A 25,068-nucleotide genomic window follows, 5' to 3' on the forward strand; every position below is an offset into this window, starting at 1 on the left:
CACGTTCTCAGAGGTCCCGCGCGGGCCTCAGTACGCGCTGTTGACGTTGTCGATCGAGCCGTAGCGGTGGGCGGCGTAGTTGGCCGCGGCCGTCAGGTTGGCGACCGGGTCGTACTGGCTCTTGGCCGTGCCCGGCACGTGGTACGTGTCGAAGGTCGGCTTGATGACCTGCAGCAGACCGATCGACGGGACGCCGTTCTGGGCGTTGATGTCCCAGTTGTTGATGGCCCGCGGGTTGCCCGAGGACTCCCGCATGATGTTCTTGTGCAGGCCGTGGTACGTGCCCGGGATCTTGTGCTTCTTCATGATGTCGAGCGCCTCGCGGATCCAGCCGTCGAGGTTGTCCGGGTACGACTTGGCGGCGGCCTTGGCGATCTTGGCGCGCTGGGCGGCCCGGCTCGCGGCCTCCTTCTTGGCGCGTTCCTGGGCGGCCTTCTTCTGCGCGGCGGCCACGGCGGCCTTCTTGTCGGCGTCGGCGGCCTGGTTCGTGACGCTGACCTTCGCGGCCTGGGCCGGGTTCTGGCTGAACGCCGCCGGAGCCGCGGACACGGTCTGCGTGGCGGTCTGAGCCTCGGCCGGCACCAGCGAGAACGCGAGGGCGGCGACACCGAAGGTGGCCACACCGGCGAGCGAGAGCTTGTGGGTCTTGGTCAGCGCGAGACTGTGGCCGGGGTTCTTGGCGTTCTTGATCATGAGTGAGGGACCTCTTCGAATAGCGCGGAGGTCGCTCTCGTGCCGGGTGGGGACATTGCTGTTCCAGCACAAACGCCGCGGGGCGACCCGCGGCGTCGAGCGACAGCAGCAATTCTTAGCGGCCGCAAAATCGTGTGGCAAAGGTGTGACGTACGATGCTGCTTAGTTGAACCGGAAAGGGCAAAACGGGACAGACCAACGCGTCCTTCCCGCTCAAACCGCCCTTATCCCTCTCCTAGGCAGGTTCGTACGTGATGCGCACCCTATGGGCGGGCTCACACGGGCCCGCCCCGCACTTCACGGGCAGTTGCTGTCGCAATGCACTCCGTGAGGGCCGTGCGCAGGCGGGATCCCCGGCAGGACCAGGTGCACGTCCCCGAACTCGTGCCACAGATAACGCCCCTCGACCGCCGCCTCGTACGAGCGGTCGATCGCCGCCCGCCCGGCGACCGCCTCCAGCATCAGCAGATGCGACGCCTCCGGCTCGTGCAGCCCGGTCAGGAGCCCGTCCACCACCCGCACCCCGCGCTCCGGCGTCACCACCAGGTCCGTCCAGCCGTCCCGGGCCCGTACGACACCGTCGGGCCCCGCGGCCGATTCCACGGCCCGCACCGCCGTCGTCCCCACGGCGATCACCCGCCTCCCGCCCGCCCTCGCCGCGTTGACCAGCCGCGCCGACGCCTCGGGCACCGAGAACCGCTCCGGATACGGCGGCTCGTGCGCCTCCGCCGACGCCACCCCGGTGTGCAGTGTCACCGGAGCGAACTGCACCCCCCGGCTCACCAGCTCCGCCACCATCCGCGCCGTGAACGGCCGCCCCGCACTCGGCATCTCGGCGCTGCCCGCCCCGTCCTGCGACGGCAACGCGAACACCGTCTGGTACACGGACAACGGCTGGTCACGCTCCGTATAGGAGTACCGGATGGGCCGCCCGTGCTCCCGCAGCACCTCGGCGACGGCCTCCGAGGGCCCCGGCGACGCGGAGGACGCGGGGGACGCGGGGAACTCCGGCGACGGCAGGGACACCCTGGCCCACCACAGCCGCTCGCCGCGCGCGCTCAGCGGCTCCTCCAGGACGAGCCGCACCTCGCACGGGAGCCGTACCCGCGTCCCCGCCGGACCGCCCGCGCGCACGCGCGTGGTGCCGTGCCCGTCCGGATCCCGCAGCTCCACCGCCCACCGCCCGTCGTCGCCCCGCGTGGAGAAATGCACCACCACGCGCGCGTCCCCGACCGTCCCGTCCACCGCCGCCGCCAGTGTCGGCGAGGTGTTGACCACCAGCAGGTCCCCCGCCCCCAGCAGCCGCGGCAGTTCCGCGAACACGTGGTGCGACACCTCCGTGCCCCGCGAGACCATCAGCCGTACACCGTCCCGGTCGAGCCCCGGACCGCGCTGCTCGGCGGGCACCCGCGCGTGCAGCCCCTCCGGCACCCGTACCGCCGCCGTCGTCATCGCCCCTCCAGCAGGGACGGAGCCGCGTAGCGGCCACTGACCGGCCGTTCGTCCAGCAGCCGCAGAAACGCCGGCACCACACTCTCCGGGCTGGGCCGCGGGTCGTCGTCGTCCGGTACGGCCGCCGCGTACAGATCCGTGCCCATGTCCCCGGGATCGACGGCCCACACCCGAAGCCCCGGCTCCTCCTCGGCCAGCACCGCCGACAACTGGTCGAGCGCCGCCTTCGAGGCCCCGTACCCGCCCCACGTCCCGTACGCCTCGGCCGCCGCGTCCGAACTGACGTCGATCACCGAGCCCGCTCCCGACGCCCGCAGCAGCGGCAGCGCCTCCTGGACCAGCCCCAGCGCCGCGACCACATTGACCTCCAGGGCCCGCCGCAGCCCGTCCAGGTCCAGCTCCTCCAGCCGTACGAGCGGCTCGGCACCCAGCGCGCTCGCGTTGTTCACCAGCAGGTCCACCCCGCCCAGCGCCCGGGCCGCCGCCACCAGCTCGGCCCGGTGACTCGCGTCGGTCACGTCGCCCGGGAGTGCCTCCACCCGCGTCCCGTACGCCGACAGCCGGGCCGCCGCCTCCTTCAGGGCCCCGGGGGTCCTGGCGTCCAGCACCAGATCCCAGCCGCGCTCCGCCAGCGCCGAGCCCAGCGCCCGGCCCAGCCCCTTCGAAGCCCCCGTGATGATCGCTACGGGCATGACATCCGTCCCCTCGTCCTCGGCCGCCACCCGACCCGGGCGGCGGTGATCCCAACGTAGGAACGGGACCGTCCCCGCCGCCTCGTGCGCGGGCCGCAGAGCGCCGGGGCCCTTCGCCCTAGGTCGCCGGCCCGACCCCGGGACCTAGGCACGGTCGTAGGACCGCGGCCTAGGTCCGAGGCCCCGCACGAGGCCCCCGGCGGTCCGATCCGCGGTGCCGGACCCCGCCGGTACGGTGAGCTCATGAGTCACGGTCCACGATCCGGCCTCGCCGCGGTGAGCGCCGCGTTGCTGGCCATGAGCAGGCACCTGGAGATGCGCGACGTCCTCAAGACGATCGTCGCCTCCGCGCGGGAACTGCTCGACGCGGAGTACGCGGCGCTCGGCGTCCCCGACGACCACGGCGGCTTCGCCCAGTTCGTCGTCGACGGGGTCAGCGACGCCCAGTGGAAGGCCATCGGCCCCCTCCCGCGCCAGCACGGCATCCTCGCCGCCATGCTCCACGAAGCCACCCCCGAGCGGCTGGCCGACGTCCGCGAGGACCCCCGCTTCGAGGGCTGGCCGAGCGCCCACCCCGACCTGGTCGACTTCCTGGGCCTGCCGATCCGCGACGGCGACGAGGTCATCGGCGCCCTCTTCCTCGCCAACAAGCGGTGCCCCAGGCCCGAGGGCGGCTGCGGCTTCACCGAGGACGACGAGGACCTGCTGTCGATCCTCGCCCAGCACGCCGCGATCGCCCTGACCAATGCCCGCCTCTACGAGCGCAGCCGCGAACTGACCATCGCCGAGGAGCGCTCCCGGCTCGCCCACGAGCTCCATGACGCCGTCAGCCAGAAGCTCTTCTCCCTGCGACTGACCGCCCAGGCCGCCGCCGCCCTCGTGGACCGCGACCCCTCCCGGGCCAAGGGCGAACTCCAGCAGGTCGCCGCCCTCGCCGCCGAGGCCGCCGACGAGCTGCGCGCCGCCGTCGTCGAGCTGCGCCCCGCCGGGCTCGACGAGGACGGTCTGGCCGCCACCCTGCGCACCCAGATCCACGTCCTGGACCGTGCCCACAGCGCCCGCGTCACCTTCTCCGGCCGCGGCGCCCGTGCGCTGCCCGCCGCCCAGGAGGAGGCCATGCTGCGGGTCGCCCAGGAGGCCCTGCACAACGCCCTGCGGCATGCGGAGGCCGAGCGGGTGGACGTCACCCTCGACCGCCGGGGCGGCGGAGCCGTCCTGCGCGTCACGGACGACGGCATCGGCTTCGACACCCAGGCCGTGCGCCGCGCGGGACGCCACCTCGGCCTGGTCTCCATGCGCGACCGGGCGAGCGGGGTCGGCGGCCGGCTGACCGTGGAATCGGCGCCCGGAAAGGGCACCACGATCGAGATGGAGGTCCCCGGTGGCTGAGACGATCAAGGTGCTGCTGGTCGACGACCACCAGGTGGTACGACGCGGCCTGCGCACCTTCCTGGAGGTGCAGGACGACATAGAGGTCGTGGGGGAGGCCGCCGACGGCGCCGAGGGAGTCGCCCGCGCCGAGGAGCTCCGGCCCGACGTCGTCCTGATGGACGTCAAGATGCCGGGCATGGACGGCGTCGCCGCCCTGCGCAGGCTCCGGGAACTCGCCAACCCCGCGCGCGTGCTCATCGTCACCAGCTTCACCGAGCAGCGCACGGTCGTCCCGGCCCTGCGCGCCGGCGCCGCCGGCTACGTCTACAAGGACGTGGACCCCGACGCCCTCGCCGGCGCCATCCGTTCGGTGCACGCCGGACACATCCTGCTGCAGCCGGAGGTCGCCGACGCGCTGCTGTCCCAGGAGGAGGCCAACTCGGGCCAGGGCAGGGGTGGTTCCCTCACCGAGCGGGAGAAGGAGGTGCTCGGCCTGATCGCCGACGGGCGCTCCAACCGCGAGATCGCCCGGGCGCTGGTCCTCTCCGAGAAGACGGTGAAGACCCACGTCTCGAACATCCTGATGAAGCTCGACCTGGCGGACCGCACACAGGCCGCGCTGTGGGCGGTACGCCACGGCATGGCGGGATGAGGATCGGATCGTCCGGCAATACGAAAGGTTCCGCTCCGAGCTGAGATTCATACTGTCGGGTGTATGTCCCCCGGGTGGCGCATCCTCGGGGGAGCCCCGCCGTTCTTCAGTGCGTACTGCGTGCGACCGCCGCAGTGACCGCAAGGAAGGGCTCACCGTGAAGAACCTGAAGAAGGCCGCCGCTGTCACGATGGTGGCCGGTGGCCTCGTCGCCGCCGGTGCCGGCATGGCCTCCGCCACCGACGGCGGGGCGCACGCCGACGGCAAGGCCATCGGCTCGCCGGGTGTCGTCTCGGGCAACGTCATCCAGGCCCCCGTCCACGTCCCCGTGAACGTGGTCGGCAACAGCGTGAACGTCATCGGCGTCCTGAACCCGGCCTTCGGCAACCTGGGCGTCAACCACTGACGTGCCGGCCCCGGAGCACCCGTGACCACCGGCCCTCCAGGCATCCCTGGAGGGCCGGTCGGGCTGTCGCGCCACTGCGCCGAACGGACCGTTCGCGCCGCTCCTGCGTGCCACCCGCCACCGCGGGGCGTTGATCGGCGCACGGCCCGCGGGCGGGCCGGCACGTCCGACGCATGAGGAACGCACGCCTCCCGGTGCCCAGCCACAGCCTGCGGTCCAGAAGCCCCCGGGCTCAGCCACAGCCGCAGCCGCCGGGCAACGCGCGGTCAAGGCTCACCCCCCCCGCCCGGCTAGCGCCCGGGCTCCCGCTCCCGCTCCTCCACGAACGCGTTGTACGCCGCCACCTGGGCCCGCCGGGCCGTCCGCTCCACCGGCCGCAGTGCGGCACTGCGGGAGGCCATCTCGGACGCGCTCACGGCCCCGCCGTGCCCGTTCTCGTACGCCACGGAGATCAGCAGCCCCACCCGCTGCGCCAGCTCCAGCACCCGTACCGCACGCGGCGGATACCCGGGCGCCAGCACCTCCCGGCCCCGCTCGGCCCGCGCGCGGTACGCGTCGATCGCCGCCTCCGCCACCGGCCCCGACGCGGCCACGTCCAGCTGCGACAACACCGCCGTCGCCTCCCGCAACGCCTCCGCCAACTCCCGCTCGGCCTCACCCAGGGACGGCACATCGGCCGGCGGCGCCTCCCGCACCTCCAGGCAGTGCCACACGACCTCCACATGCTCGTCACCGGCGGGCCCGGCCGCGTACACCTCCGGCACCAGCCCCAGCGCACCCCCGTGGCAGACGACCGCCTCCTCCGCCTCCAGCGCCCGCTTGTTGAACTCCGGCGGCCCGCTCAGCCCCAGCGGATGCCCCGCCGCGGGCAGCGCGACCCGCAGCCCGCGCGCCCCCAGCGCCCGCAGACGCCCCAGCGCGAGCGTCAGCCCGACCGGCCCCGACTCACCGGGCAGCCCCTCCACCCGGTGCACGGCGTCCTCCCCGACGATCGCGAGCACCGCGTCATCGGGTGAGACAAGTCCGGCAAGAAGGGCGTTTCCCCACGAGGCGAGGCGTCCAGAGCGCGGTTCCGAGAGCATGCCCCCACCCTAAGGACCGACCGAGGGATGGACGGCCCGACCGGTGGCGTAGATTTCCCCATGGGCTGCGCCCACCCGGCGGTGGCTCCGACCACAGGCGTACGCGACAGCCGAGACAGGCCGACACTGCAAGGGGAGACAGCGCGCTCATGAGCGATGTTCTGGAGCTGGAGGACGTATCCGTGGTCCGCGAGGGCCGGGCTCTGGTGGACCAGGTCTCCTGGTCGGTCAAGGAGGGCGAGCGCTGGGCCATCCTCGGTCCGAACGGCGCGGGCAAGACCACCCTCCTGAACATCGCGTCCAGCTACCTCTACCCCAGCAAGGGCACCGCCACGATCCTCGGCGACACCCTCGGCAAGGTCGACGTCTTCGAACTGCGCCCCCGCATCGGCATGGCCGGCATCGCCATGGCGGAGAAGCTCCCCCGGCGCCAGACGGTCCTGCAGACCGTGCTGACCGCCGCGTACGGCATGACCGCCAGCTGGAACGAGGACTACGAGGAGATCGACGAGCTGCGCGCCCGCGCCTTCCTCGACCGCCTCGGCATGACCGAGTACGTCGACCGCAAGTTCGGCACCCTCTCCGAGGGCGAGCGCAAGCGCACCCTCATCGCCCGCGCCCTGATGGCCGACCCCGAACTGCTTCTCCTCGACGAGCCGGCCGCCGGCCTCGACCTAGGCGGCCGCGAGGACCTCGTACGCCGTCTCGGCCGTCTCGCCCGCGACCCGATCGCCCCCTCCATGATCATGGTCACGCACCACGTCGAGGAGATCCCGCCGGGCTTCACGCACGTCCTGATGATCCGTCAGGGCAAGGTCCTCGCGGCGGGCCCGCTGGAGCTGGAGCTCACCTCCCGCAACCTCTCCCTCTGCTTCGGCCTCCCGCTCGTCGTCGACCAGCTCGGCGAGCGCTGGACCGCCCACGGTCTGCCACTCACCTGACCGCCAAGTTCCCGCGATCATCGGCCAGTCGCATGCCCTGGGGTCACAACCGGCCCCAGACGCAACCGACTTGGACGCACTCTGGACGTGATCTTTGACCGTGCGCTCTGTTCGGCGGCCCGATCGCGGTTCTACCATGGCCGACGTGGACAGCATCGACGCATGGGTGTGGTGGCTGATCGGCGCGGCCGGGCTCGGGATCGCCCTCGTCGTGACCGCGATGCCCGAGTTGGGCATGCTCGCCCTGGGCGCGGTCGCCGGCGCCGCGACCGCGGGGCTGGGCGGAGGGGTGGTCCTCCAGGTCCTCGTCTTCGCGGTCGTCTCCGTCGCGCTCATCGCGGTCGTACGGCCCATCGCGGCCCGGCACCGGTCCCAGCGGCCCCAACTCGCGACCGGTATCGACGCGTTGAGGGGCAGACAGGCCGTCGTCCTGGAACGGGTCGACGGCTCGGGCGGCCGCATCAAACTGGCCGGCGAGGTCTGGTCCGCCCGCGCACTCGACACCGGCACGGCCTACGAGGTGGGTCAGGAAGTGGACGTCGTGGAGATCGAGGGAGCCACGGCCATCGTCATGTGACCTCGCACGACGCGGTCACGAGGCGATGACGCAATGACCTGAACGACCCACCTGGCAGGCGGTGTTCTGCCAGACTCGACCAGCAAGATCTTCAACAGTCCGAACAGGCATAAGATCTTCCGGAAGCGCCACGGCGGAGAAGGGCACGGGGAGCAACGATGGAACCGATCATCATCGTCCTGATCATTCTGGTGGTGTTGGTCTTCATCGCCCTGATCAAGACCATCCAGGTGATCCCACAGGCCAGCGCGGCCATCGTCGAACGGTTCGGCCGCTACACCCGCACCCTCAACGCGGGTCTCAACATCGTCGTCCCGTTCATCGACTCGATCCGCAACCGCATCGACCTCCGCGAACAGGTCGTGCCGTTCCCGCCCCAGCCGGTGATCACCCAGGACAACCTGGTCGTGAACATCGACACTGTCATCTACTACCAGGTGACCGACGCCCGGGCCGCGACCTACGAGGTCGCCAGTTACATCCAGGCGATCGAGCAGCTCACCGTCACCACCCTGCGCAACATCATCGGTGGCATGGACCTGGAGCGCACCCTGACCTCCCGCGAGGAGATCAACGCGGCCCTGCGCGGCGTCCTCGACGAGGCCACCGGCAAGTGGGGCATCCGCGTCAACCGCGTCGAACTGAAGGCGATCGAACCGCCCACTTCCATCCAGGACTCGATGGAGAAGCAGATGCGCGCCGACCGCGACAAGCGCGCCGCGATCCTCACCGCCGAAGGTACGCGCCAGGCGGCCATCCTCACCGCCGAGGGCGAGAAGCAGTCCCAGATCCTGCGCGCCGAGGGTGAGGCCAAGGCCGCCGCGCTGCGCGCCGAGGGCGAGGCCCAGGCCGTCCGTACGGTCTTCGAGGCCATCCACGCCGGTGACCCGGACCAGAAGCTCCTGTCCTACCAGTACCTCCAGATGCTCCCGAAGATCGCCGAGGGCGACGCCAACAAGCTCTGGATCGTCCCCAGCGAGATCGGCGACGCCCTCAAGGGCCTCTCCGGCGCCATGGGCAACTTCGGCAACCTGGGCGGCGGCCCGTCCGTCCCCCGCCCCACCGACGGCAACGGCGACCGCCGCGAGAAGCCGGCGATCGACTAGAGCACACGACAATGGGCCCGCCTTCCGAAGAAGGACGGGCCCCAAGTCTTTTGCTTGTGAGGGGCGCGGGGAACTGCGCGACAAGCCATGACCTACCCGCAGTCCGCAAACAACACCGACCCCAACGGCGTTACGCGGCCCCTTGCGACAGCCAGGCCGGCAGCGCGTCGTAGTCCTCGTGTCCCAGCGACAGCAGCATGGCGTCGGCCGGCGTCGGCTCGAACGGCTGCCGAAGCAGCGGCATACCCGCCTGCTCCGGCGTCCGGTCGGCCTTGCGGTGATTGTCCTCGGCGCACGAGGCCACCGTGTTCAGCCAGGTGTCGCCGCCGCCCCGCGAGCGCGGCACCACGTGGTCCACGGTCGTGGCCCGCCTCCCGCAGTACGCGCACCTGTGCCTGTCCCGTACCAGGACACCCCGCCTGGACCAGGGCGCTTGTCTTCGGAACGGCACCCTGACATACCTGCAGAGTCTGATCACCCGGGGCGCCGGTATGTCGACCTCGGCTCCGCGCATGCGCAGTTCGGGGTGGGTCTGCTCCACGACGGCCTTGGCCTGCAGCACCAGAACGACGGCGCGGTTGAGCGTCACCGTCGACAGCGGCTCGAAGCTCGCATTCAGTACCAGCGTGTCCCGCATCCCAGCCCACCTCCTGTGCCAGCCCACCCCCCGGCGGGCTTGGATCAACTCTGGCCGGGCACGCCGAGATGGACAACGCAATAAAAAATGCCCGTCTCTGATCACTTCCAAGACCAGAGACGGGCAAACGTTCAATGAACGTCCGGCTTCGTTACTTTTCCGCCTCAGCGGCGTACTCGCCGATGAGATGAGCACGAGCCAAGGTGTGGAACCGCAGGTTGAAGCCGACCACCGCGGGTGAGGCGTCCGAGTCGGGACCGAGCTTGTCCTGATCCACGGCGTACACCGTGAACACATAGCGGTGCGCGGGATCCCCGGGCGGCGGCGCGGCCCCGCCGAAGTCCTTCGTCCCGTAGTCGTTGCGCACCTGGACGGCGCCCTCGGGCAGTCCCTCGAACTTCCCCGAGCCCGCGCCCGTGGGCAACTCCGTCACCGACGCCGGGATGTCGAACACCACCCAGTGCCAGAACCCGCTGCCCGTGGGGGCGTCCGGGTCGTAGCAGGTCACGGCGAAACTCTTGGTCTCGGGCGGGAAGCCCGCCCAGCTCAGCTGCGGCGAGGTGTTCCCCGCCGCGTGGACCTGAGCTTCCTTGAGCGTCGCACCCGCCTCGACGTCCTCGCTCGCGACCGTGAAGGACGGCACGACCGGGTGGAAATCGTGGGGGAGCGGCGGCCTCTTCGGCTCGGTCACCTCAGTACCTCCTGATGGATCCGGGGTGGGTGTGCTCAGAGCCTAGAACCAGCTGCGCTTGCTGCCGACCTCCGACAGCCACTGGTTCAGGTACGCGGCCCAGTCCGTGCCCTGGTAGTCGTGCAGCCCCACCCGGAACGAACGGAACGAGTCGCTGCCCTCGCTGAACAGCCCCGGCTTCTTGTCCATCTCCAGCACGACGTCCATCTCACGGTCGTCGGCGACGAAGCTCAACTCGACCTGGTTCAGGCCGTGGTACTGCTGCGGCGGGTAGAACTCGACCTCCTGGTAGAAGGGCAGCTTCTGCCGGGTGCCCCGGATGTGACCGCGCTCCAGGTCCGCGTTCTTGAAGCGGAAGCCCAGCTGGATGAAGGCGTCCAGGATCGCCTGCTGCGCCGGCAGCGGGTGCACGTTGATCGGGTCCAGGTCACCGGAGTCGACCGCGCGCGCGATCTCCAGCTCGGTGGTCACACCGATGTGCATCCCCGGCAGGCTGTGGCCCTGGATGGTGGTGACCGGCGTCTCCCACGGGATCTCCAGCCCGAACGGCACCACGTGCACCGCCCCGGCCTTCAGCTCGAAGGCACCACCGAGCCGCTGCTTGGTGAACACCATGTCCTGCTTGTACTCCGCGTCCTGGCCCTCCACCTCGACCCGGGCCTGCAGGCCGACGGACAGCCCCTCGATCTGCTGGTCCACGGAACCGCCCTGGATCCGCACCTCACCCTGGACGACGCCGCCCGGGACGACATTGACCTCGGTCAGCACCGTCTCGACCGAAGCCCCGCCGGCTCCCAGGCTCGCGAGCAGCCGCTTGAACCCCATGTCTGTTCCTCCCGTCAGGCAATGCCTGCATATCTGTGTGGCTCTGCTGTGTTGTGTGGTGTGGATCGCTCGGCATGGCGTGGATCCTTGATCCCTACCAACGCAAACCGGCGTCGACCGGTTCCGCGACCTCCAGCCCCACACCCTTCCAAGGCGGACGCCCTCCCGCCACCCATCGGCACGCACCCGTCTGGACTACGCTCGGACGCCATGATCGCGAGCACCGACCGTACGCCCTTGGCCCGCGAGTTCTTCGACCGCCCCGTACTGGAGGTGGCGCCGGACCTCCTGGGACGCGTCCTCGTCCGCGTCACCCCCGACGGACCGATCGAACTGCGCCTCACGGAGGTCGAGGCCTACGACGGCGCCAACGACCCCGGCTCCCACGCCCACCGGGGCCGAACGGCCCGCAACGACATGATGTTCGGCCCGCCCGGTCATGTGTACGTCTACTTCACCTACGGCATGTCAAGGCAGTCAGCATGAACGTCGATTTCCTCGCCCACCCTGCGGAAGAAGTCGCCCGCAAGCTGCTCGGGAGTGTACTCACCTGCAAGTCCCCCGAGGGAACCGTGAGCATCGCCATCACGGAGACCGAGGCGTACTCCGGCGCGGCCGACCCGGCTTCCCACGCCTACCGCGGCCGGACACCCCGTAACACGGTCATGTTCGGGCCCGCAGGACACCTGTACGTCTACCGGTCCCACGGCCTGCACTGGTGCGCCAACGTCGTCACCGGGACGGACGGCATCGCCTCGGCCGTCCTCATCCGCGCAGGCAGGGTCATCGAGGGGGAGGACCTGGCACGCGAGCGGCGAGGGGAGAGGGTCGAGAGTGCACGGCTGGCCCGAGGCCCTGGGAACTTCTGCCAGGCACTCGGCATCACGGCGGAGCACAACGGCGCGGACCTGCTGGCAGGTGCCTCGGTCGTGTTGTCCGACGGTGAGCCAGTACCTGCCGCCCTCATCCAGGTTGGTCCCCGGGTAGGCGTGAGTAAGGCCCACGACTGGCAACATCGGTTCTACCTCGCCGGTGACCCGACGGTCTCGGCGTACCGACTGAGCCCGCGAGCCAAACCGACCACAGGCGCCTGACGTGCTGGGCGCCTGCTGACGGCCCGCCGGTGAGTCGGTGCGGAAAGTCGGGTCAGGCGATACGTGATCGTCCGCGAGTGCGGCCCGAGACGCGTCCCTGACCGGTCGAGTGACAACCGGCGGGTGCCCGCCGGATTGATGTCGTACTCCGCTTCTATGCTCCTGCGATGACGTCTTACGAAGGAACGCATCCCACCGTTCTCGTCCGGGTCGGCAACCGCCAGGCCCAGATCGACGAGCTGCTCGCACCAGCTGTCCAGGCGATCTGGGAGTGTGGCATCGACACGTTCACCTGCTGCCAGGACCTGGCCGAGAGCAACGCGGCTTGGCCGGCGAAGTTGCCGCACATGGCGGAGTGGGTGGAGTCCCGCCGCGGTTGGATGCTGATCGACTTCCCGGTGGACAGTGGGCTCGCCTTCCTTTCAGCCGTCGCAGGTGCCGGACCGCGAGACGCGTTCTACGTGCGGATGACCCACTGGGCCGCCCCCGACGCCTGGGACGTGAAGATCAAACCGATGGACGCGGCGATGTTTCAGGAGGACCAGCCGTCGGACTTCGGCCTGCGCCTCCTGCAGGTCAGCTTCCCTGCCTACGATCTGTCGGAACTGACCCGGCGCCTCGGCGAACACGCGGCAGGCCGTACGGTGCCGCCTGCCCCCGCCGACTGGAGCACAGTGGGCCGCTAGCACAGGATCCCTCGGCCAGGTCGCCGCCGTCGTTCCCGAGGGGAGGCACATGTCCCGCCATCCTGCGGGGGACACCGGCGCGGTCCTGCGCGCCGCACGGGAGGGAGTTACCCCCCAGTGGCTATCAGCTTCAGCCATGACCGCACGTGGGGCGGAGTCTCCCAACACGGGTACCGGCGCATGGCCAAGCACCTCGGACACTCACTCGCCTACCGCGTTCACTTCGCTGCCATCGGACGGGCGGAGCACGTCTGGCGTGTAGCGGCACAGGGTCTGAACTGCGGAAACGTTCGCGTGCTCTCTTATTTATTCGGCCCAGGGCAGTAGCGTCCGCGGGGCAGGTGATGCATCGGCCACCCGAGCAGGTGTAGATGCGGTACCGCTCTCCTGCCGCGTTCTTCTTGCTCCACCCCTGAGCGACGACGGCCTGACACTTCGAGCAGCGGACCACACCGGACAACAGTGCCTTGCGCCTGCCGCCACCGCTCGTGTTGCGCTCGGGGTCGCTCAGGTGGCGGACCAGGGCCCGGAATATGCCCTTGGAGACGATTGCCTCCCAATTGCCCGCGCCGGTCTCCTCGGTCCGCCGCACCCGCTTCCCGTCCGGCTTCTCGACCCACTGCGAGTAGGTCTGGATTCCTGCGTTCCTCGGCTTCGAGACGCTCCGAAGGTTTGAGCTGCGCCACTCCTTGCCGTGCGGCGAGAGCAGTCCACGTGTGTTCCAGTCCTTCGCGATGGACCAGAGGGTGACGCCGGCCAATACATCCCGGTACGCCTGCCGCAGGGCTTCCGCCTCTGCTTCCCGGTGCCTGCCATCCCGCTCGAAGCCGGAGGGGCGAGTACTCGTGCGGCGGCCAGCGTGACACCGGTCGCCTCGGCCAGGTCCACCAGATCCTCAAGGTCCCAGGGAGTGCGGTACATACGGTCGTAGTGGCGGGACACGATGGCGTCCGCCTTGCCGTCCTCCACCAGAGCCTTGACGCGCTCCCACTCGGGTCTCCGCTTGGTTCCCCGCTTCGTCGAAGCCGACGTGTCCTTCTCCACGAGTCTCCACGAGCGTGGCTACGACCGACCAGCCTCTCCGGTCGCACAGCGCCTGACTCGGCTCCACCTGATGTGTCAGGTTCCCACCCTTGGATTCCTCGCTCCTCGGGGTGGGACTGAGCCTGTCGTAGATGATCGCTCGCACTGCCTGTCTCCTGCTTGTCGTCGCTTTGCTGGTGCCGACGGACCAACGACATACGTCCTGCTGCGCGCGGGCGAGATCACTCAGGGCGTCGACCTCGCCCGCAAACGTCGAATCGCGGCCCGAAATGACAAGGAACTGGCCAAAGGGCCCGCGCGTCTGGCCACGGCCCTGGGCGTGGATCGCGCCCTGGACGGTACGGACGCCTGTACGCCGGACGCCTCGCCCATCACCGTCCTGACCGGCACCCCCGCCGGTCCCGACCAGGTACTCAACGGTCCTCGCACCGGTGTCGCCGGCGACGGCGGAGTCCACCCCTGGCGCTTCTGGATCGTCGGCGACCCTACGGTCAGCCCCTACAGGGCACACGCCCCCCGGCGGCGCTCAACTTGACTCGCCCCTGGGGGGTCCGTAATGTAGCCCGAGCCGCTTGAACCGGTTACGGCTATCAGCCAGCAGCCGAGAGCGGCCAACCCACTACCTACGACATCCCCTCAGCGGGGGCGAATCAGGCATGCCCTGATTCCAGCCCGCGGAACTCAATTATGAGTTTGCCGAGGGAGTCGGCTAACGTAGTGAATGTCGAAAGGCCGCAAGGGAAACCGAGAGGTCAAAAGACAGCCGAAAGGCAAACCTCCCGACTGGGAATCGGAACCGGAAACGGTCTGATAGAGTCGGAAACGCAAGACAGCAAGACCGAAGGGAAAAGCCCGGAGGAAAGCCCGAGAGGGTGAGTACAAAGGAAGCGTCCGTTCCTTGAGAACTCAACAGCGTGCCAAAAATCAACGCCAGATATGTTGATACCCCGTCTCCAGCATCTGCTGGGACGAGGTTCCTTTGAAGTAAAACACAGCGAGGACGCTGTGAATCATCGGACTATTCCTCCGGTGGTTCCGCTCTCGTGGTGTCGACCCGATTACGGGTAAACATTCACGGAGAGTTTGATCCTGGCTCAGGACGAACGCTGGCGGCGTGCTTAACACATGCAAGTCGAACGATGAACCACTTCGGTGGGGATTAGTGGCGAACGGGTGAGTAACACGTGGGCAATCTGCCCTTCACTCTGGGACAAGCCCTGGAAACGGGGTCTAATACCGGATACGACACTCTCGGGCATCCGATGAGTGTGGAAAGCTCCGGCGGTGAAGGATGAGCCCGCGGCCTATCAGCTTGTTGGTGAGGTAACGGCTCACCAAGGCGACGACGGGTAGCCGGCCTGAGAGGGCGACCGGCCACACTGGGACTGAGACACGGCCCAGACTCCTACGGGAGGCAGCAGTGGGGAATATTGCACAATGGGCGAAAGCCTGATGCAGCGACGCCGCGTGAGGGATGACGGCCTTCGGGTTGTAAACCTCTTTCAGCAGGGAAGAAGCGAAAGTGACGGTACCTGCAGAAGAAGCGCCGGCTAACTACGTGCCAGCAGCCGCGGTAATACGTAGGGCGCGAGCGTTGTCCGGAATTATTGGGCGTAAAGAGCTCGTAGGCGGTCTGTCGCGTCGGATGTGAAAGCCCGGGGCTTAACCCCGGGTCTGCATTCGATACGGGCAGACTAGAGTGTGGTAGGGGAGATCGGAATTCCTGGTGTAGCGGTGAAATGCGCAGATATCAGGAGGAACACCGGTGGCGAAGGCGGATCTCTGGGCCATTACTGACGCTGAGGAGCGAAAGCGTGGGGAGCGAACAGGATTAGATACCCTGGTAGTCCACGCCGTAAACGGTGGGAACTAGGTGTTGGCGACATTCCACGTCGTCGGTGCCGCAGCTAACGCATTAAGTTCCCCGCCTGGGGAGTACGGCCGCAAGGCTAAAACTCAAAGGAATTGACGGGGGCCCGCACAAGCAGCGGAGCATGTGGCTTAATTCGACGCAACGCGAAGAACCTTACCAAGGCTTGACATACACCGGAAACGGCCAGAGATGGTCGCCCCCTTGTGGTCGGTGTACAGGTGGTGCATGGCTGTCGTCAGCTCGTGTCGTGAGATGTTGGGTTAAGTCCCGCAACGAGCGCAACCCTTGTTCTGTGTTGCCAGCATGCCCTTCGGGGTGATGGGGACTCACAGGAGACTGCCGGGGTCAACTCGGAGGAAGGTGGGGACGACGTCAAGTCATCATGCCCCTTATGTCTTGGGCTGCACACGTGCTACAATGGCAGGTACAATGAGCTGCGAAGCCGTGAGGCGGAGCGAATCTCAAAAAGCCTGTCTCAGTTCGGATTGGGGTCTGCAACTCGACCCCATGAAGTCGGAGTTGCTAGTAATCGCAGATCAGCATTGCTGCGGTGAATACGTTCCCGGGCCTTGTACACACCGCCCGTCACGTCACGAAAGTCGGTAACACCCGAAGCCGGTGGCCCAACCCGTAAGGGAGGGAGCTGTCGAAGGTGGGACTGGCGATTGGGACGAAGTCGTAACAAGGTAGCCGTACCGGAAGGTGCGGCTGGATCACCTCCTTTCTAAGGAGCATCTAGCTGCCGCAAGGCAGCCAGGGCCACAACGTCGGCGAATGTTCGACGGTGGTTGCTCATGGGTGGAACGTTGATTATTCGGCCGGTTCGTCGGGCTGGAGGCTGTGAGTACTACCCCTTGTGGGTGTGGAAAGCATGATCTCCGGACGAGAGACTGGTCGGGCACGCTGTTGGGTGTCTGAGGGTATGGCCGTATGGCTGCCTTCAGTGCCGACCCCGGTAAAAATTCGCGTGAAGCGGGTTGTGACGGGTGGTTGGTCGTTGTTTGAGAACTGCACAGTGGACGCGAGCATCTGTGGCCAAGTTTTTAAGGGCGCACGGTGGATGCCTTGGCACCAGGAACCGATGAAGGACGTGGGAGGCCACGATAGTCCCCGGGGAGTCGTCAACCAGGCTTTGATCCGGGGGTTTCCGAATGGGGAAACCCGGCAGTCGTCATGGGCTGTCACCCTTGCCTGAACACATAGGGCAAGTGGAGGGAACGCGGGGAAGTGAAACATCTCAGTACCCGCAGGAAGAGAAAACAACCGTGATTCCGGGAGTAGTGGCGAGCGAAACCGGATGAGGCCAAACCGTATGCGTGTGAGACCCGGCAGGGGTTGCGTATACGGGGTTGTGGGATCTCTCTTTCACAGTCTGCCGGCTGTGAGGCGAGTCAGAAACCGTTGATGTAGGCGAAGGACATGCGAAAGGTCCGGCGTAGAGGGTAAGACCCCCGTAGCTGAAACATCAGCGGCTCGTTTGAGAGACACCCAAGTAGCACGGGGCCCGAGAAATCCCGTGTGAATCTGGCGGGACCACCCGCTAAGCCTAAATATTCCCTGGTGACCGATAGCGGATAGTACCGTGAGGGAATGGTGAAAAGTACCGCGGGAGCGGAGTGAAATAGTACCTGAAACCGTGTGCCTACAAGCCGTGGGAGCGTCGGGCAAGCACTTGTGCTTGCCTCGTGACTGCGTGCCTTTTGAAGAATGAGCCTGCGAGTTTGCGGTGTGTTGCGAGGTTAACCCGGGTGGGGTAGCCGTAGCGAAAGCGAGTCCGAACAGGGCGTTTCAGTAGCACGCTCAAGACCCGAAGCGGAGTGATCTAGCCATGGGCAGGTTGAAGCGGAGGTAAGACTTCGTGGAGGACCGAACCCACCAGGGTTGAAAACCTGGGGGATGACCTGTGGTTAGGGGTGAAAGGCCAATCAAACTCCGTGATAGCTGGTTCTCCCCGAAATGCATTTAGGTGCAGCGTCGTGTGTTTCTTACCGGAGGTAGAGCACTGGATAGGCGATGGGCCCTACCGGGTTACTGACCTTAGCCAAACTCCGAATGCCGGTAAGTGAGAGCGCGGCAGTGAGACTGTGGGGGATAAGCTCCATGGTCGAGAGGGAAACAGCCCAGAGCATCGACTAAGGCCCCTAAGCGTACGCTAAGTGGGAAAGGATGTGGAGTCGCAGAGACAACCAGGAGGTTGGCTTAGAAGCAGCCACCCTTGAAAGAGTGCGTAATAGCTCACTGGTCTAGTGATTCCGCGCCGACAATGTAGCGGGGCTCAAGCGTACCGCCGAAGTCGTGTCATTCCAGCGTATAGGGCCAACGCCTGCTGGGATGGGTAGGGGAGCGTCGTGTGCCGGGTGAAGCCGCGCCGGAAGGCAGTGGTGGACGGTTCACGAGTGAGAATGCAGGCATGAGTAGCGATACAAACGTGAGAAACGTTTGCGCCGATTGACCAAGGGTTCCTGGGTCAAGCTGATCTGCCCAGGGTAAGTCGGGACCTAAGGCGAGGCCGACAGGCGTAGTCGATGGATAACCGGTTGATATTCCGGTACCCGCTGTGAAGCGTCAAACATCGAACCAGGCGATGCTAAGTCCGTGAAGCCGCCCCGGAGCCTTCGGGCAAAGGGGAGTGGTGGAGCCGACGAACCAGACTTGCAGTAGGTGAGTGATGGGGTGACGCAGGAAGGTAGTCCATCCCGGGCGGTGGTTGTCCCGGGGTAAGGGTGTAGGCCGTGATCTAGGTAAATCCGGATCACACAAGGCTGAGACCTGATGCCGAGCCGATTGTGGTGAAGTGGATGATCCTATGCTGTCGAGAAAAGCCTCTAGCGAGTTTCATGGCGGCCCGTACCCTAAACCGACTCAGGTGGTCAGGTAGAGAATACCGAGGCGTTCGGGTGAACTATGGTTAAGGAACTCGGCAAAATGCCCCCGTAACTTCGGGAGAAGGGGGGCCATCACCGGTGATAGCACTTGCTGCTTGAGCTGGGGGTGGCCGCAGAGACCAGCGAGAAGCGACTGTTTACTAAAAACACAGGTCCGTGCGAAGCCGTAAGGCGATGTATACGGACTGACGCCTGCCCGGTGCTGGAACGTTAAGGGGACCGGTTAGTCACTCTTCGGGGTGGCGAAGCTGAGAACTTAAGCGCCAGTAAACGGCGGTGGTAACTATAACCATCCTAAGGTAGCGAAATTCCTTGTCGGGTAAGTTCCGACCTGCACGAATGGCGTAACGACTTCTCGACTGTCTCAACCATAGGCCCGGTGAAATTGCACTACGAGTAAAGATGCTCGTTTCGCGCAGCAGGACGGAAAGACCCCGGGACCTTTACTACAGTTTGATATTGGTGTTCGGTTCGGCTTGTGTAGGATAGCTGGGAGACTGTGAAGCTCGGACGCCAGTTCGGGTGGAGTCGTCGTTGAAATACCAGTCTGGTCGTGCTGGATGTCTAACCTGGGTCCGTGATCCGGATCAGGGACAGTGTCTGATGGGTAGTTTAACTGGGGCGGTTGCCTCCCAAAGGGTAACGGAGGCGCCCAAAGGTTCCCTCAGCCTGGTTGGCAATCAGGTGGTGAGTGTAAGTGCACAAGGGAGCTTGACTGTGAGACCGACGGGTCGAGCAGGGACGAAAGTCGGGACTAGTGATCCGGCGGTGGCTTGTGGAAGCGCCGTCGCTCAACGGATAAAAGGTACCCCGGGGATAACAGGCTGATCTTCCCCAAGAGTCCATATCGACGGGATGGTTTGGCACCTCGATGTCGGCTCGTCGCATCCTGGGGCTGGAGTCGGTCCCAAGGGTTGGGCTGTTCGCCCATTAAAGCGGTACGCGAGCTGGGTTTAGAACGTCGTGAGACAGTTCGGTCCCTATCCGCTGCGCGCGCAGGAATATTGAGAAGGGCTGTCCCTAGTACGAGAGGACCGGGACGGACGAACCTCTGGTGTGCCAGTTGTTCTGCCAAGGGCATGGCTGGTTGGCTACGTTCGGGAGGGATAACCGCTGAAAGCATCTAAGCGGGAAGCCTGCTTCGAGATGAGTATTCCCACCCACTTGATGGGGTAAGGCTCCCAGTAGACGACTGGGTTGATAGGCCAGATATGGAAGCCCAGTAATGGGTGGAGTTGACTGGTACTAATAGGCCGAGGGCTTGTCCTCAGTTGCTCGCGTCCACTGTGTTAGTTCTGAGACAACGAACAGTTGTCGGCTCAGAGCAGAACATCAAACTGAAAAGTGTGCTTGTTCGCTCGAAACCAATAGGGTTTCGGTGGTCATAGCGTGAGGGAAACGCCCGGTTACATTTCGAACCCGGAAGCTAAGCCTTACAGCGCCGATGGTACTGCAGGGGGGACCCTGTGGGAGAGTAGGACGCCGCCGAACAATCTTTGAAGGACCCCTGGTCACCAGCGTACAGCTGGGACCAGGGGTCCTTTTTTGTTTTTCCGGAGCGCGCCGGCTATCCGGCTGCGCGAGAATGACTTGCGGTACCGAAGACAGGAGTCACCATGTCCACCAACTCTCCCGACGATCGACCGGAGCGCGACCAGCGGCGACGGGACAGTGGTGATCGTGGTGGCTACCGCGGTGGCCCGCGTCCCAACAACGACCGGCGCGACAACGACCGGCGCGACAACGACCGTGGCGGCTACGGCCGTCGGGACGACCGTCGTCCCGACGACCGCCGTGGTGACGACCGCGGTGACCGTGGCGGTTTCCGGCGTGATGACCGCCGGGACGACCGTGGTGGCTTCCGGCGCGACGACAACCGTGGTGAGCAGCGCGGTGGCGGCGGTGGCTTCCGGGGACGGGACGACCGTCGAGAGGGTGACCGTGGGCCTCGCCCCGCCTTCCGGCGTGACGACCGCCCCGCCGGTGCTGGTCCGCGTCGTGACGACCGCCCGGCCGGTGCGGGTCCGCGTCGTGACGACCGGGACCGCGACCGTGGCTTCCGCCGTGACGGTGACCGGCCGGCCTTCCGCCGCGACGACCGGCGTGACGACCGCCGAGATGATCGGCGTGACGACCGCCGTGGTGACGACCGTGGCGGGTTCGCGCGCCGCGATGACCGTCCCGCGTTCCGGCGTGACGACCGCCGCGACGACCGCCGGGACAGCGGGGACCGTGGTGGTTTCCGGCGGGATGACCGGCGTGACGACCGTGGAGGCAGTGACCGCCCGGCCTTCCGCCGCGACGACCGCCGTGACGACCGTCCCGCGCGCCCTGAGCGTCGTGAGGGTGACCGTCCCTCCTACCGTCGTGACGACGACCGTGGCGGCGAGCGCACCGGCGGCTTCCGAGGCCGTGACGACCGTGGCCGTGACGACCGGGGCGGCCGTCCGCCGTTCCGGCGGGATGACCGACGTGACGACTTCCGGCGTGACGACCGTGGAGGCAGTGACCGCCCGGCCTTCCGCCGCGACGACCGCCGCGATGACCGTCCCGCGCGCCCTGAGCGTCGTGAGGGTGACCGTCCCTCCTACCGTCGTGACGACGACCGTGGCGGCGAGCGCACCGGCGGCTTCCGAGGCCGTGACGACAGCCGCGGTGGCGACCGCACCGGCGGCTTCCGGCGCGACGACAGCCGCGGAGGCGACCGCCCCGGCGGGTTCCGTCGCGACGACCGGGGCCGTGACGACCGACGCGGTGGCGACGACCGGCGCGGCGGGCCTCGTCGGGACGATCGTGGAGGCCGCCCCGGCGGGTTCCGTGACCGTGACGACCGGCGGGGCGGCGACGACCGGCGCGGTGGCGGCCGGTTCCGTGACGAGCGGGACCGGGACCGGGAGCCGATCAAGCGGCTGCCGATCCCGGAGGACGTCACCGGCGAGGAGATCGACAAGGACGTAAGGCAGGAGCTGCAGAGCCTGCCCAAGACGCTCGCCGACGATGTCGCCAAGAACCTCGTGATGGTTGCGAGGCTTATCGACGAGGACCCCGAGGGTGCTTACGGCTACTCCCGGGTGGCCCTGCGACTGGCGTCGCGTGTCGCCGCCGTGCGCGAGGCGGCCGGCTTCGCCGCGTACGCCACCCAGAAGTACAGCGAGGCCCTCGCCGAGTTCCGGGCGGCCCGGCGCATGACCGGCAACGTCGACCTGTGGCCCGTCATGGCCGACTGCGAGCGTGGTCTCGGGCGGCCCGAGAAGACGCTGGACATGGCCGGGGCGCCCGAGGTGCACAAGCTGGACAAGGCCGGGCAGGTCGAGATGCGGCTCGTGGCGGCCGGTGCGCGGCGCGACATGGACCAGCTCGACGCGGCCATCGTGACCCTGCAGAGCCCGGAGCTGGCTTCCAGTTCCGTCCAGCCGTGGACCGCACGCCTGCGGTACGCGTACGCCGACGCGCTGCTCGAGGCCGGGCGTGAGGGCGAGGCGCGGGAGTGGTTCGCCAAGGCCGTCGAGGCCGACAAGGACGGCAGCACGGACGCGTCGGACCGGCTCGCCGAGATGGACGGAGTCGAGTTCGTCGACGCCCTCGGTGACGAAGAGGGCGGCAACGGGTCCGAGGGCGACGAGGCGTCGGCACAGGGCGCCCCCGCCCCGGACGCCGGCTCGGACAGCGTCGACGACGAGGACGATGTCACCGACGAGGACGTGAAGGACACCGACGAGGACGTGAAGGACCACGTGTCCGGCGACGTCGTCGAGGTCCGGGACGACAAGGACTGACGTCCGGCGGTGACGGTGAGACGGTGAGGGCGGGACTCGTGCCGACACGGGTCCCGCCCTTTCGCATGCCCTCCTCCGGGCCCTGGGAGATCAGAGGTCCAGCGAGCGCAGCACCAGCCCCGACGCCGGTTTCGGGCCGAACGAGGTGGACTTGCGGGGCATGGTGACGCCCTGGCGGGCGAGGTCGCGCACGACCTCCTCGCGGACCGGGTGCATCAGGACGGCCGTACCGCCGTCGCGTTCGGCCTTCTCGACGGTCGCGGCGGTGTCGTGGATGTAGGCGACGTGGGCCGGTGAGTCCTCGGGGATGCGCCAGACATGATCGAGGAGGGTCGCGTGCAGGACCGTCGCGTCGAGGCTGCGCCAGGCGGCCGGGCGGTCGGTGGGGATCGTACGGGCGAGGAGCTCCGGGTCCGGGCGGTCGGCGAGGTGGAACGAGCCGTCGCCCGCGAGGAGGAAGGCGTTGCCGGCGGCGGCCGCTTCCGCCAGGGCTTCCAGCGCCTCGGGGAGCGGGACACGCAGTCGGCGTACGCGGAACCGGCCGTCCAGGGCGGCGAGCGCGTCGGCGAGTGGAAGGCGGTGCAGGAGGCGGTGGATCGCGCGGACGCGGAGCGGGTAGCGGGCGGTGTCCACGAGGAGGACCAGCCCGTAGTCCCAGGGGCTGGGGGACGGGTGTTCCGCGCGGAGCCGGAGGTAGGTCGCCCAGCGGTGGTGGCCGTCGGCTATCAGGGCCTGGTGGCGGGCGAGGTCCGCCTGGATCTCGGAGAGGTCGGCGGGGTCGGTGACCGCCCACAGGCGGTGGCGGAAGCCGTCCTCCGTGGTCGTGGCGAGGAGCGGAGCCCGTTGCGCCATCCGCTCGACCACCGCCGTCGCCCCGGCCGCCGCGCCGTCGCCGCGGTAGGTGAGCAGCAGGGGCTCCATGTTGGTGGAGGTGGCGCGCATCAGGGCCGCGCGGTCCGTGATCACATGGGGGATGACGTCCTCGTGCGGGAGGACCACTCCGGCGTCCGGCTCCGACAGGCGCAGGGCGCCGATCAGGCCGCGCTGGAGGATGCTGCCGTCCGCCTGCTCGTAGACATAGAGGCCGGGCTCGCGGTCGGGGGCGAGGACGCCGTCGGCGAGCCAGCGGCGCAGGGTGTCCGCCGCCTGTTCGTCGCGGGCGGCGGGTGTTCCGGCCTGGGGGAGAATCAGGCGGACTATGTTGTGCGGATCGGCGGATTCGAGATGGAGCAGACCGTCCGGCCGGACGACGACGTCGTACGGCGGTGATGTCACGGCGGCCAGGCTGCCGACCCGGTCGGGGTCGTAGCGAAGCCCCCGGAACGGGGTCAGTTCCAGGCCGCTGCGCGCCGGGGTCTCCTCCGCGGGACCTGCATAGTTCATTGATGCATCGTAGGGGTGCCGGTGCGGTGAGGGATGATCGGGGAAAGTGACCTAACCGATTGTTGACCCATCGGCGGTCGCCCGGGCGTCACCGGGTGACCGGCCGGCCGGTGGGCCGAGCGAGGAGCGGAGTGCGATGAGCCGGACAGTCAGGACGCGGCCCGACGGCTGTGGGCAGGCCCTGAGCGAGGCGTACGACACGGCGCTGCTCGATCTCGACGGGGTGGTGTATGCGGGAGGCAGTGCGATCGCGTACGCCGTGGAGTCCCTGGGGACGGCGCGCGCGGGCGGTATGCACCTGGCGTACGTCACCAACAACGCGCTGCGGACGCCCGACGCCGTGGCCGCGCACCTCACCGCGCTCGGGATACCGACCGTGGCGGGAGACGTCATCACCTCGGCGCAGGCGGTCGCCCGGCTGATCAGCGAGCAGTTGCCCGCGGGTGCGCGGGTGCTGGTCATCGGTGGCGAGGGGCTGAGGGTGGCCCTGCGGGAGCGAGGTCTGGAGCCGGTCGAGTCGGCGGACGACGATCCGGCGGCCGTGGTGCAGGGGTTCGGCGGGCCCGATCTGCCCTGGGGGCGGTTCGCGGAGGCTAGCTACGCCATCGCGCGCGGGGTGCCGTGGTACGCCTCCAACACCGACCTGACGATCCCGGGTGCGCGGGGCATCGCGCCCGGCAACGGAGCGGCCGTGCAGGTCGTGCGGATCGCGACCGGGGCCGAACCGCAGGTGGCGGGCAAGCCGCTGCCCCCGATGCACCGGGAGACGATCCTGCGGACCGGTGCGGAGCGGCCGTTGGTGGTCGGGGACCGCCTGGACACGGACATCGAGGGCGCGTTCAACGGCGAGGTCGACTCGCTGCTCGTGCTGACCGGCGTGACCGACGGCGCGCAGCTGCTGGCCGCGCCCCCGCAGCACCGGCCCACCTATGTCGACGCCGATCTGCGGGGCATGCTCACCGGACAGCCGGAGGTCGTCGAGGCGGGCGCGGGCTTCCGCTGCGGTGGCTGGACGGCGACGGCGGGTGCGATGGGGGTCCCCCCGCTCGAGCGAAGCCGAGAGTGGGGGAGGCTGGAACTGGACGGTGAGGGCACGGCCCTGGACGGGCTGCGAGCGCTGTGCGCGGCGGCCTGGACGGCTGCCGGGGAGGGCTCGTGCGAGCTGGACGGGGGGAAGGCGCTGGCCCGGCTGGGGCTGTGAG

At 68.0% G+C, this 25,068-nt stretch carries 19 protein-coding genes, 3 rRNA genes and 4 pseudogenes; 16 read left to right on the forward strand and 10 right to left on the reverse strand.

Translation table 11 applies throughout. The annotated features are described in order from the left end of the window. Positions 1-27 precede the first annotated feature (27 nt). From SCAB_RS34180 to SCAB_RS34190, 3 genes are all read right to left on the reverse strand, one after another. A complete protein-coding gene (locus SCAB_RS34180; RefSeq protein WP_013004682.1) occupies positions 28-693 on the reverse strand; it encodes a transglycosylase SLT domain-containing protein in 666 nt (221 codons plus the stop codon). A gap of 297 nt (positions 694-990) precedes the next feature. Then, positions 991-2,145 carry an S-adenosylmethionine:tRNA ribosyltransferase-isomerase gene (locus tag SCAB_RS34185; RefSeq protein WP_013004683.1) on the reverse strand — a complete coding sequence of 385 codons (1,155 nt, stop codon included), beginning with the start codon at positions 2,143-2,145 and terminating at the stop codon, positions 991-993. Then, a complete protein-coding gene (locus tag SCAB_RS34190; protein WP_037728382.1) occupies positions 2,142-2,837 on the reverse strand; it encodes an SDR family NAD(P)-dependent oxidoreductase in 696 nt (231 codons plus the stop codon). The genes SCAB_RS34185 and SCAB_RS34190 overlap by 4 nt, the downstream gene beginning before the upstream one ends. Positions 2,838-3,080: 243 nt before the next feature. On the opposite strand from SCAB_RS34190, the gene SCAB_RS34195 reads away from it, so the two are divergent. The 3 genes from SCAB_RS34195 to chpE all read left to right on the forward strand — a co-directional run bounded on the left by SCAB_RS34195 (position 3,081) and on the right by chpE (position 5,266). Continuing rightward, complete coding sequence (locus SCAB_RS34195) at positions 3,081-4,226, forward strand: GAF domain-containing sensor histidine kinase (RefSeq protein ID WP_013004685.1); 1,146 nt, start codon at positions 3,081-3,083, stop codon at positions 4,224-4,226. After that, complete coding sequence (locus SCAB_RS34200; RefSeq protein ID WP_013004686.1) at positions 4,219-4,860, forward strand: response regulator; 642 nt, start codon at positions 4,219-4,221, stop codon at positions 4,858-4,860. The genes SCAB_RS34195 and SCAB_RS34200 overlap by 8 nt, the downstream gene beginning before the upstream one ends. Before the next feature lie 157 nt (positions 4,861-5,017). Then, complete coding sequence (gene chpE, locus SCAB_RS34205) at positions 5,018-5,266, forward strand: chaplin ChpE (protein ID WP_013004687.1); 249 nt, start codon at positions 5,018-5,020, stop codon at positions 5,264-5,266. 290 nt (positions 5,267-5,556) lie between these two features. Here the strand turns inward: chpE and SCAB_RS34210 are convergent, their stop codons facing one another. Continuing rightward, positions 5,557-6,348 carry a hypothetical protein gene (locus SCAB_RS34210; protein WP_013004688.1) on the reverse strand — a complete coding sequence of 264 codons (792 nt, stop codon included), beginning with the start codon at positions 6,346-6,348 and terminating at the stop codon, positions 5,557-5,559. A gap of 149 nt (positions 6,349-6,497) precedes the next feature. On the opposite strand from SCAB_RS34210, the gene SCAB_RS34215 reads away from it, so the two are divergent. From SCAB_RS34215 to SCAB_RS34225, 3 genes are all read left to right on the forward strand, one after another. Next, positions 6,498-7,289, forward strand: a complete 792-nt coding sequence (locus tag SCAB_RS34215; RefSeq protein WP_013004689.1) for an ABC transporter ATP-binding protein — start codon at positions 6,498-6,500, stop codon at positions 7,287-7,289. Between the two features lie 145 nt (positions 7,290-7,434). Continuing rightward, a complete protein-coding gene (locus SCAB_RS34220) occupies positions 7,435-7,866 on the forward strand; it encodes an NfeD family protein (protein WP_013004690.1) in 432 nt (143 codons plus the stop codon). A gap of 158 nt (positions 7,867-8,024) precedes the next feature. Beyond that, positions 8,025-8,972: an SPFH domain-containing protein gene (locus SCAB_RS34225; RefSeq protein WP_013004691.1), complete on the forward strand. Its 948-nt coding sequence runs from the start codon at positions 8,025-8,027 to the stop codon at positions 8,970-8,972. A 130-nt stretch (positions 8,973-9,102) separates the two neighbouring features. Here SCAB_RS34225 and SCAB_RS34230 read toward each other — a convergent pair whose 3' ends face one another. The 3 genes from SCAB_RS34230 to SCAB_RS34240 all read right to left on the reverse strand — a co-directional run bounded on the left by SCAB_RS34230 (position 9,103) and on the right by SCAB_RS34240 (position 11,125). Next, positions 9,103-9,609 carry an HNH endonuclease gene (locus SCAB_RS34230; protein ID WP_013004692.1) on the reverse strand — a complete coding sequence of 169 codons (507 nt, stop codon included), beginning with the start codon at positions 9,607-9,609 and terminating at the stop codon, positions 9,103-9,105. A 151-nt stretch (positions 9,610-9,760) separates the two neighbouring features. Continuing rightward, on the reverse strand, positions 9,761-10,300 hold the full coding sequence (locus SCAB_RS34235) for a YbhB/YbcL family Raf kinase inhibitor-like protein (RefSeq protein ID WP_013004693.1): 540 nt from the start codon (positions 10,298-10,300) through the stop codon (positions 9,761-9,763). Positions 10,301-10,342: 42 nt separating this feature from the next. After that, positions 10,343-11,125 carry a sporulation protein gene (locus SCAB_RS34240; protein ID WP_013004694.1) on the reverse strand — a complete coding sequence of 261 codons (783 nt, stop codon included), beginning with the start codon at positions 11,123-11,125 and terminating at the stop codon, positions 10,343-10,345. Positions 11,126-11,335: 210 nt separating this feature from the next. Between SCAB_RS34240 and SCAB_RS48740 the strand changes: the two are divergent. From SCAB_RS48740 to SCAB_RS34255, 3 genes and pseudogenes are all read left to right on the forward strand, one after another. Continuing rightward, positions 11,336-11,593: pseudogene (locus SCAB_RS48740) on the forward strand (DNA-3-methyladenine glycosylase); the annotation flags it as partial. A gap of 14 nt (positions 11,594-11,607) precedes the next feature. Continuing rightward, positions 11,608-12,219: a DNA-3-methyladenine glycosylase gene (locus SCAB_RS48745; RefSeq protein WP_013004696.1), complete on the forward strand. Its 612-nt coding sequence runs from the start codon at positions 11,608-11,610 to the stop codon at positions 12,217-12,219. A 167-nt stretch (positions 12,220-12,386) separates the two neighbouring features. Beyond that, the gene (locus SCAB_RS34255) at positions 12,387-12,905 is read left to right on the forward strand and encodes a hypothetical protein (protein ID WP_013004697.1); all 519 of its coding nucleotides are present in this window, start codon (positions 12,387-12,389) and stop codon (positions 12,903-12,905) included. A gap of 130 nt (positions 12,906-13,035) precedes the next feature. Here the strand turns inward: SCAB_RS34255 and SCAB_RS48750 are convergent. Both SCAB_RS48750 and SCAB_RS48755 read right to left on the reverse strand, forming a co-directional pair. Then, positions 13,036-13,695: pseudogene (locus SCAB_RS48750) on the reverse strand (recombinase family protein); the annotation flags it as partial. A gap of 116 nt (positions 13,696-13,811) precedes the next feature. Further along, positions 13,812-13,949, reverse strand: a pseudogene (locus SCAB_RS48755) (hypothetical protein); the annotation flags it as partial. Between the two features lie 142 nt (positions 13,950-14,091). Between SCAB_RS48755 and SCAB_RS43880 the strand changes: the two are divergent. The 6 genes and pseudogenes from SCAB_RS43880 to SCAB_RS47990 all read left to right on the forward strand — a co-directional run. Continuing rightward, positions 14,092-14,484, forward strand: a pseudogene (locus tag SCAB_RS43880) (DNA-3-methyladenine glycosylase); the annotation flags it as partial. A 536-nt stretch (positions 14,485-15,020) separates the two neighbouring features. Further along, positions 15,021-16,546 (forward strand): 16S ribosomal RNA (locus SCAB_RS34260). A 309-nt stretch (positions 16,547-16,855) separates the two neighbouring features. Beyond that, a 23S ribosomal RNA gene (locus SCAB_RS34265) occupies positions 16,856-19,976 on the forward strand. A gap of 105 nt (positions 19,977-20,081) precedes the next feature. Next, positions 20,082-20,198 (forward strand): 5S ribosomal RNA (rrf, locus tag SCAB_RS34270). Together the 16S, 23S and 5S rRNA genes form the textbook arrangement of a ribosomal RNA operon. A gap of 189 nt (positions 20,199-20,387) precedes the next feature. Then, positions 20,388-21,665, forward strand: coding sequence for a hypothetical protein (locus SCAB_RS47985; protein WP_162471717.1), 1,278 nt, complete (start codon positions 20,388-20,390; stop codon positions 21,663-21,665). After that, the gene (locus SCAB_RS47990) at positions 21,617-22,483 is read left to right on the forward strand and encodes a tetratricopeptide repeat protein (protein WP_197696229.1); all 867 of its coding nucleotides are present in this window, start codon (positions 21,617-21,619) and stop codon (positions 22,481-22,483) included. The genes SCAB_RS47985 and SCAB_RS47990 overlap by 49 nt, the downstream gene beginning before the upstream one ends. Before the next feature lie 90 nt (positions 22,484-22,573). Here SCAB_RS47990 and SCAB_RS34285 read toward each other — a convergent pair whose 3' ends face one another. Next, positions 22,574-23,866 (reverse strand): DUF1015 family protein, encoded by a 1,293-nt coding sequence (locus SCAB_RS34285; protein WP_013004702.1) that lies wholly within the window; start codon positions 23,864-23,866, stop codon positions 22,574-22,576. 136 nt (positions 23,867-24,002) lie between these two features. On the opposite strand from SCAB_RS34285, the gene SCAB_RS34290 reads away from it, so the two are divergent. Further along, positions 24,003-25,067, forward strand: coding sequence for an HAD hydrolase-like protein (locus tag SCAB_RS34290; RefSeq protein ID WP_013004703.1), 1,065 nt, complete (start codon positions 24,003-24,005; stop codon positions 25,065-25,067). The last annotated feature ends 1 nt before the right edge of the window (position 25,068 follow it).

The organism is Streptomyces scabiei 87.22 (assembly GCF_000091305.1).
In the GTDB taxonomy this organism is placed as follows: domain Bacteria; phylum Actinomycetota; class Actinomycetes; order Streptomycetales; family Streptomycetaceae; genus Streptomyces; species Streptomyces scabiei.

Excerpts from the sequence above, each read along its gene's own strand:
- SCAB_RS34230 (WP_013004692.1), bottom strand. The coding sequence starts at position 9,609 with ATGCGGGACACGCTGGTACTGAATGCGAGCTTCGAGCCGCTGTCGACG.
- SCAB_RS34255 (WP_013004697.1), top strand. The coding sequence starts at position 12,387 with ATGACGTCTTACGAAGGAACGCATCCCACCGTTCTCGTCCGGGTCGGC.
- SCAB_RS34240 (WP_013004694.1), bottom strand. The coding sequence starts at position 11,125 with ATGGGGTTCAAGCGGCTGCTCGCGAGCCTGGGAGCCGGCGGGGCTTCG.
- SCAB_RS34195 (WP_013004685.1), top strand. The coding sequence starts at position 3,081 with ATGAGTCACGGTCCACGATCCGGCCTCGCCGCGGTGAGCGCCGCGTTG.
- SCAB_RS34285 (WP_013004702.1), bottom strand. The coding sequence starts at position 23,866 with ATGAACTATGCAGGTCCCGCGGAGGAGACCCCGGCGCGCAGCGGCCTG.
- SCAB_RS34185 (WP_013004683.1), bottom strand. The coding sequence starts at position 2,145 with ATGACGACGGCGGCGGTACGGGTGCCGGAGGGGCTGCACGCGCGGGTG.
- SCAB_RS34225 (WP_013004691.1), top strand. The coding sequence starts at position 8,025 with ATGGAACCGATCATCATCGTCCTGATCATTCTGGTGGTGTTGGTCTTC.
- SCAB_RS34190 (WP_037728382.1), bottom strand. The coding sequence starts at position 2,837 with ATGCCCGTAGCGATCATCACGGGGGCTTCGAAGGGGCTGGGCCGGGCG.
- SCAB_RS34215 (WP_013004689.1), top strand. The coding sequence starts at position 6,498 with ATGAGCGATGTTCTGGAGCTGGAGGACGTATCCGTGGTCCGCGAGGGC.
- SCAB_RS34210 (WP_013004688.1), bottom strand. The coding sequence starts at position 6,348 with ATGCTCTCGGAACCGCGCTCTGGACGCCTCGCCTCGTGGGGAAACGCC.
- SCAB_RS34290 (WP_013004703.1), top strand. The coding sequence starts at position 24,003 with ATGAGCCGGACAGTCAGGACGCGGCCCGACGGCTGTGGGCAGGCCCTG.
- SCAB_RS48745 (WP_013004696.1), top strand. The coding sequence starts at position 11,608 with ATGAACGTCGATTTCCTCGCCCACCCTGCGGAAGAAGTCGCCCGCAAG.
- SCAB_RS34180 (WP_013004682.1), bottom strand. The coding sequence starts at position 693 with ATGATCAAGAACGCCAAGAACCCCGGCCACAGTCTCGCGCTGACCAAG.